General features: G+C 34.1%; 8 protein-coding genes. 7 read left to right on the forward strand and 1 reads right to left on the reverse strand.

Going from position 1 to position 6,752, the window contains the following annotated elements:
• From nadC to B2S90_RS05675, 7 genes are all read left to right on the forward strand, one after another.
• Window positions 1-1,749 (forward strand): carboxylating nicotinate-nucleotide diphosphorylase (gene nadC / locus B2S90_RS11015; protein WP_286696684.1); only part of this gene is annotated, 1,749 nt, incomplete at its 5' end.
• Complete coding sequence (locus B2S90_RS05650; protein WP_055288690.1) at window positions 1,750-2,283, forward strand: transcription repressor NadR; 534 nt, start codon at window positions 1,750-1,752, stop codon at window positions 2,281-2,283.
• 55 nt (window positions 2,284-2,338) lie between these two features.
• The gene (locus B2S90_RS05655) at window positions 2,339-3,070 is read left to right on the forward strand and encodes a metallophosphoesterase family protein (RefSeq protein ID WP_286696685.1); all 732 of its coding nucleotides are present in this window, start codon (window positions 2,339-2,341) and stop codon (window positions 3,068-3,070) included.
• 76 nt (window positions 3,071-3,146) lie between these two features.
• On the forward strand, window positions 3,147-3,821 hold the full coding sequence (trhA, locus tag B2S90_RS05660) for a PAQR family membrane homeostasis protein TrhA (RefSeq protein ID WP_055234707.1): 675 nt from the start codon (window positions 3,147-3,149) through the stop codon (window positions 3,819-3,821).
• Between the two features lie 71 nt (window positions 3,822-3,892).
• Window positions 3,893-4,399 carry a signal peptidase II gene (lspA, locus tag B2S90_RS05665; protein ID WP_070101805.1) on the forward strand — a complete coding sequence of 169 codons (507 nt, stop codon included), beginning with the start codon at window positions 3,893-3,895 and terminating at the stop codon, window positions 4,397-4,399.
• Window positions 4,369-5,289: an RluA family pseudouridine synthase gene (locus B2S90_RS05670; protein WP_286696686.1), complete on the forward strand. Its 921-nt coding sequence runs from the start codon at window positions 4,369-4,371 to the stop codon at window positions 5,287-5,289. Before lspA ends, B2S90_RS05670 begins: the two co-directional genes overlap by 31 nt.
• Complete coding sequence (locus B2S90_RS05675; RefSeq protein ID WP_055234703.1) at window positions 5,282-5,791, forward strand: deoxycytidylate deaminase; 510 nt, start codon at window positions 5,282-5,284, stop codon at window positions 5,789-5,791. Before B2S90_RS05670 ends, B2S90_RS05675 begins: the two co-directional genes overlap by 8 nt.
• Here the strand turns inward: B2S90_RS05675 and B2S90_RS05680 are convergent.
• Window positions 5,786-6,706 (reverse strand): ribonuclease HIII, encoded by a 921-nt coding sequence (locus B2S90_RS05680; protein ID WP_006504801.1) that lies wholly within the window; start codon window positions 6,704-6,706, stop codon window positions 5,786-5,788. The genes B2S90_RS05675 and B2S90_RS05680 overlap by 6 nt on opposite strands.
• Between the last annotated feature and the right edge of the window lie 46 nt (window positions 6,707-6,752).

The following is a 6,752-nucleotide window of genomic DNA, read 5'->3' on the forward strand; positions in this document are numbered from 1 at the left end:
GATTTTGCAAGAGATGAAGAAGGAAACCTTAAATATACAAAAGAAGGTGCTCATTCTACTAACAGAATTCTTTATCATGAAGATATTACGGGTAAAGAAATCACGAGTAAGCTTTATGCAGAAGTAAAAACAAGAAAGAATATCACTATTGAAGAATATGTAACTTTAACAGACCTTCTTGTAAAGAATGGTAAGTGCGTTGGTGGTAGAGTACGCAAAGGCGATGAAGAACATGATATCTATGCGAACTTTGTTGTACTTGCAACTGGTGGTATTGGTGGTAAGTATAAGAATTCTACTAACTACCGTCATTTAACAGGTGATGCTATTGATTTAGCTAAGAAGTATGGTATTGAAACAGAACATTTGGATTATGTACAGATTCATCCAACTACATTCTATAGTAAAGATAATGAAAGACGTTTCCTTATTTCCGAAAGTGTCAGAGGTGAAGGTGCATTATTATATGATAAGAATGGTAATCGTTTCGTTAATGAATTATTACCTAGAGATGTAGTTTCTGATGCAATTAAGAAACAGATGGAAAAAGATGGCACTGATTATGTCTTAGAAGATTTAAGACCTATTGGTGAAAAGGAACTAAAGGAACATTTCCCTAATATTGTTCAGTACTGCTTAGATAAAGGCTATGATGTGACTAAGGAATGTATTCCAGTTGTACCAGCCCAGCACTATTTCATGGGTGGTGTAAAAGTCAATGAAAACAGTAAAACATCTATGGAAAATCTATATGCTGTTGGTGAAACGGCATGTAATGGTGTTCATGGAAAAAATAGACTTGCTAGTAATTCACTATTAGAAAGTTTAGTATTTGCTAAAAGAGCCGCAAAAGATATGACAAGAAAGTATGAGGCCCCAAGTATGTTTGATAAGACAACATTAAAATTAAATGTAGACCCACTAATCCTTTCAGCTCTTCGTGAAGATATTACAAGTGAAGATGTATCTACATGCAGTGTTATGAGAACTGCACAGCTAGGTGAAGTGGAATTAATTTGTAAGGAAAATGGTATTATTGCTGGTCTTCAGATTTTTGAAAGAACATTCAAATTATTAGATGAAGATGTGCATGTACACTTCTTTGCTCATGATGGTGATGAAGTCCATAAAGGAGAATTACTAGCTAAAGTAACTGGTGATATGAGAACTCTTCTTGAAGGTGAAAGAACTGCATTAAACTACTTACAGAGAATGTCAGGTATTGCAACTTATACACGTAAGGTTGCAGATCTTCTTAAGGGTACAGGTATTAAGTTACTTGATACAAGAAAGACAACTCCAAATAACAGAATCTTTGAAAAATATGCTGTTAAAGTAGGTGGAGGAAGCAACCACAGATATAACTTAACTGACGGTGTTTTATTAAAAGATAACCACATTGGTGCAGCAGGAAGCGTTACTAAGGCTGTACAGATGGCAAGAGATTATGCTCCATCAGTAAGAAAGATTGAAGTTGAAGTAGAAACTTTTGATATGGTGAAAGAAGCTGTTGCAGCGGGTGCTGATATTATCATGCTTGACAATATGAGTACTGAATTATTAAAACAGTCTATTGATTACATTGATAAACGTGCTGAAATCGAAATTTCTGGTAATGTTACTGCAGAAAACATCAATAGAGTAAAAGATATGGGTGTAGATTTCATTTCAAGTGGCGCATTAACACACTCTGCAAAGATTCTAGATCTATCATTAAAGAACCTTCATGCAATCAATGGGAGAGACTAAATGACTGGTAAAGAAAGAAGGGACTACATCCTTACAGAACTGATGGAAAGTGATACACCGATTTCTGCTTCTAATTTTGCGAAACGTCTTCAGGTTTCACGTCAGGTTATTGTGAATGATGTCGCACTTCTTCGTGCTAATAATCATGTTATAGAAGCAACCAATAAAGGATATATCATACGTCATTCTGCTATGGTGGAAAGAGTCCTCAAAATGCAGCATACAGATGCAGATATAGAAAATGAGCTCAATACAATCGTGGATCTAGGTGGTTATGTCAAAGATATCTTTGTATATCATAAGGCTTATCATATTGTACGTGCACCTCTTAATATTGCATCTCGTTTAGATGTAAAGAAATATCTTGATAATTTAAAATGTGGGAAATCCATTTCTTTAATGACAGTGACAAGTGGATATCATTATCATACAATCTGTGCTGAAACAGATGAGAGACTTGATGAAATTCAAGATGCATTGTCAAAACTAGGATATCTTGCAAAACTTCAGGAATATGAACCTGTTGAATTCTAAAAGCCATCTACATTGATGGCTTTTTAATATATAATGGTATGGAGGTGATGAATTTATGATTTATGTAACAGGTGATATACATGGCAATCAATTTAAATGGCTTGAACAGATAGATCCTGTATTAAAAGAAGGAGATATTATTATTGTATGTGGAGATTTTGGAATAGGTTTTTTCCAGCAGAAGTATTCTTCAGAAGAATCATTTTATGATTTTATAAGTGTTCAGCCCTATACTGTTTTATTTGTTGATGGCAATCATGAGAACTTTAATAAGCTTAATAGTTATCCCATGGAAGTATGGAATGGGGGATATGTTCATAAACTACGTCATAATCTCATTCATTTGATGCGTGGAGAAATCTATATAATAGAAGGAAAAACATTCTTCACTTTTGGTGGTGGTTATTCTATTGATAAGCCATTTCGTAAAGAAAATGTGTCATGGTGGCCTGCTGAAATGCCCAATACAAAAGAGTATGAGAATGGATTACAACATTTAAGTAATAGAGATCATGTGGATTATATTATTACACATACAGCACCGGATGAAACGGTTTATTTTCTATCAACCATTAAACAATTTCATATAAAAGGCGATGTTTATCAAGAAATGCCTTTGACTACTTATTTGAATGATATTCAGAAAAATACAAACTACACACATTGGTATTTTGGTCATTTTCATGTAGATAAGGAATTGTGGAGAAACCAGACAGCTGTCTTTAATACACTCTATGAGTTAGAATCACATCAAATCATAAGACAATGGAACACATACGAAGGATAACACCTAGACTATAAAACTAGATGTATTGACATCAAATAATAGATATGATATTCTTGATGTACAAGAGGTGATTAAAATGAAACGTACAAAGTTAGATGACCGTGAATTACCTGATTATACTCGCGGTGAAGAAATATTTAATATGGTAACGCATATTGTAGGGGCTGCTTTTGGTGTTGCAGCACTTGTTTTATGTATTATATTCTCATGTTTACATCATAATGGTTATGGTTTAGCTTCTGGTATTGTATATGGTGTTTCTATGATTGTTCTTTATACAATGAGTTCAATTTATCATGGCTTATCTCCTAAACTTAAGGCGAAGAAGGTATTCCAGATTATGGACCACTGTAGTATTTTTGTCTTAATTGCTGGTACATATACACCAGTACTATTATGTTCTGTTAGACTGGCTGATCCATTCTGGGCATGGGTTTTATTTGGTATAGTATGGACTGTCACAATTCTAGGTATTGCATTAAATGCTTATGACATTAATAAATTCGCAAAATTTTCTATGGCCTGTTATCTTATTCTAGGCTGGTGTATCGTCTTTAAGTTTAATTTATTACCTGGAACTGTAGGCATGAATGGTATCTATCTATTAGTCGCTGGTGGTGTCGCTTATACAATTGGTACAATCTTCTATGGATTACAGGAAAAAATACATTATATGCATTGTATCTGGCACTTATGGATCTTACTAGGTAGTGTCCTTCACTTTTTATGCATTATCTTATACTGTATGTAACAGGCATAAAGCCTGTTTTTCTTTTATATCTTTTAAAGTCATGCTATAATCGTTGAGGAAAGGATGATTAAATGAAAAAAATGAATTTTAAATACGGTTTTTTATACTTGATCACATTTATTATTGTATTAGGTGGCGATCTAGTAACTAAACTTGTAGTCAATGAATCAATGCAGTTAGGGCAGAGTTATCAAGTCATTAAAAACTTTTTCTATTTCACTTATATTCATAATACGGGTGCAGCATGGGGAATGCTTTCAGGTCGTTTCTTTCTTTTCTATGCAATTTCTATTATTGCTGGTATTATGCTTATTTATTATTTTATCAAGAGTGATAAATCCCAGGTCTTATTAAGATTTGGAATTGTGCTTATATTTAGTGGTATGCTAGGAAATCTATATGATCGTGTTGTTTTTCATTATGTAAGAGACTTTTTAGATTTCTTTGTATTTGGTTATGATTTTCCTATTTTCAATATTGCCGATATGGGTGTTGTAATAGGTGTTTTATTAATCATCTTAGATTTAGGAATTGGAGAATATAAACAATGGAAATACAATCAATTACACCAAAATTAGAAGAAAAAGGCTTGCGTTTAGATAAAGTCATCTTGAATCATATGCCTGATCGTTCTCGTACTGAGATTCAGAAATGGATTAAAGCAGGACAGGTTATTGTTAATGATAATGTTGAAAAAGCTAACTATAAGGTAGAAGAAGAGGATGTCATCCAGGTCACTTTACCTGATCCTCAGAGCACAGAAATCAGACCTGAAGATATTCCTTTAGATATTATTTATGAAGATGAAGATGTGATTGTCGTCAATAAGCCAACAGGTATGATTGTTCATCCATCTGCAGGTATCTATTCAGGAACACTTGTCAATGCGTTACTTTATCATTGTCATGATTTATCAGCAATAAATGGTATTACACGTCCTGGTATTGTTCATCGTATTGATAAGGAAACAAGCGGTTTATTAATGATTGCAAAAAATGATAATGCCCATCGTTCATTATCTAAACAGCTAGAAGAACATTCAGTTGTCCGTCGTTATGTGGCACTTGTACATGGTGTTATTAATCATAATGTAGGTCGTATTGAGGCACCTATCGGACGTGATAGCAAAGATCGTAAGAAGATGGCTGTCACAAGCAAGAATGCAAAAGATGCGATTACAAACTTTAAAGTATTAGAACGTTATGATGATATGACACTTATTGAATGTCGTCTAGAAACAGGTAGAACACATCAGATCCGTGTTCATATGCAATATATTGGTCATCCAGTTTATGGTGATCCTCAATATGGCTTTAGAAATGATGATAACACACATGGGCAGTATTTACATGCTAAGGTATTAGGTTTTGTACATCCTAGAACCAATGAACATATGTATTTTGAAGCACCTCTACCAGATTTCTTTGAAGAAAAGATCAAGGAATTAGGGGGAGAATATGATGGATAAGCAGATTATTACATGGGATCAGTATTTCATGGGCGTTGCGAAACTTTCTGCTTATCGTTCAAAAGATCCTAATACGCAGGTAGGTGCCTGCATCGTTAACAATGACAACCGTATTGTAGGTGTAGGATACAATGGTCTTCCTCGTGGATGTGAAGACGATAAATTCCCTTGGTCAGTAAGAGAAGGGGCTTTATATGATACAAAGTATCCTTATGTAGTTCATGCGGAACTCAATGCGATTCTTAATTCTACTCAGAAATTGCAGAATTGTCGCATTTATGTTTCTTTATTCCCATGTCATGAATGTACAAAAGCAATCATTCAAAGTGGAATCAAAGAAATTGTCTATGAAGATGAAAAATATAAAGGATCAGAAAGCGATAGAGCGGCTAAACGTATGTTAGATATTGCCGGCGTCTCTTATCGTAAAATTCCAGCATTTGAAATAGAAATAAAAAAAGAATCACTAAGTGACTCTCTAGATGAAGAAGAAGGCCTATAGGCCTTCTTTTAATTTCTTTAATGCTCCCTTAACTCTCTTCGTATTAGTGAAATTCAACTTACATACTTTTGTAAGAATCTTTTCCCCATACTTGTTTGCAAGTTTAACAGCCACGATTTCGGCATTAGTGCCAGCCCCCCTAGCAAGGTTCATCTTTAAGCTCTTTGTCATACTAGCAAAATATTGTAGATATGCGTAACGAGAAATGATTTCTGCAGCTAATACTGCTAAGTATTGCTCATCAGCATTGGTTTCAAAAATCATATCTTTTACAACAATAACTTCGCTCTTTAGATAGTTATAATAAGTCTTAGGTGAAACGAACTGATCAATAACTTTGAATTCAACACTCTTCTTCACTTTCTGAAGAACGTTCACAACAGCCTGGTTAAATAAACGGGCACGAATGTTCGCCTGGTTGATTCCATTATCAATCATCTTATTATAATGTGAGTTATCTAATACTAGTAGTGATGAAATGAGATGTCCTTTTAATAGTTTAGCGCAATTGATAATTTCCTGATTTGATAAATCATCGACATTATCAATTTTTAGGTTTTTAATAATCTCAAGTGCTTCATCATCGGCATAGCATGCAACAACACAAAGCGGCCCAAGAAAATCAGCAGATCCTGTTTCTGCAGCCCCGATATGAGGATGCATACATAAATGATCTGAGTTTTTTTCCTGCTCAATCTTCTTTGCTAAACTTCTAGACCAATGCTTTGCTTCATGCACCGCATTCTGTCCTAAAAAGCTTGCTTCATAATCCGATGTCACTTCGATGTCACAGCCAATAGCATGAGCTTTTAAAAGAAGGTTCTCGCTTTCAAATGGAACCATCTGACTGTCATAAAACTTCTTCATCTTGTTTAAAATGTTTTCATTAATCAAAAATTTAATTGGCTCCACCATATTCACCTCACATGAATTATTTTATCATAAATTTCATTTTTTTGAC

It is taken from the genome of Catenibacterium sp. UBA627, from assembly GCF_002299355.1.
In the GTDB taxonomy this organism is placed as follows: Bacteria; Bacillota_I; Bacilli_A; order Erysipelotrichales; family Coprobacillaceae; genus Catenibacterium; species Catenibacterium mitsuoka.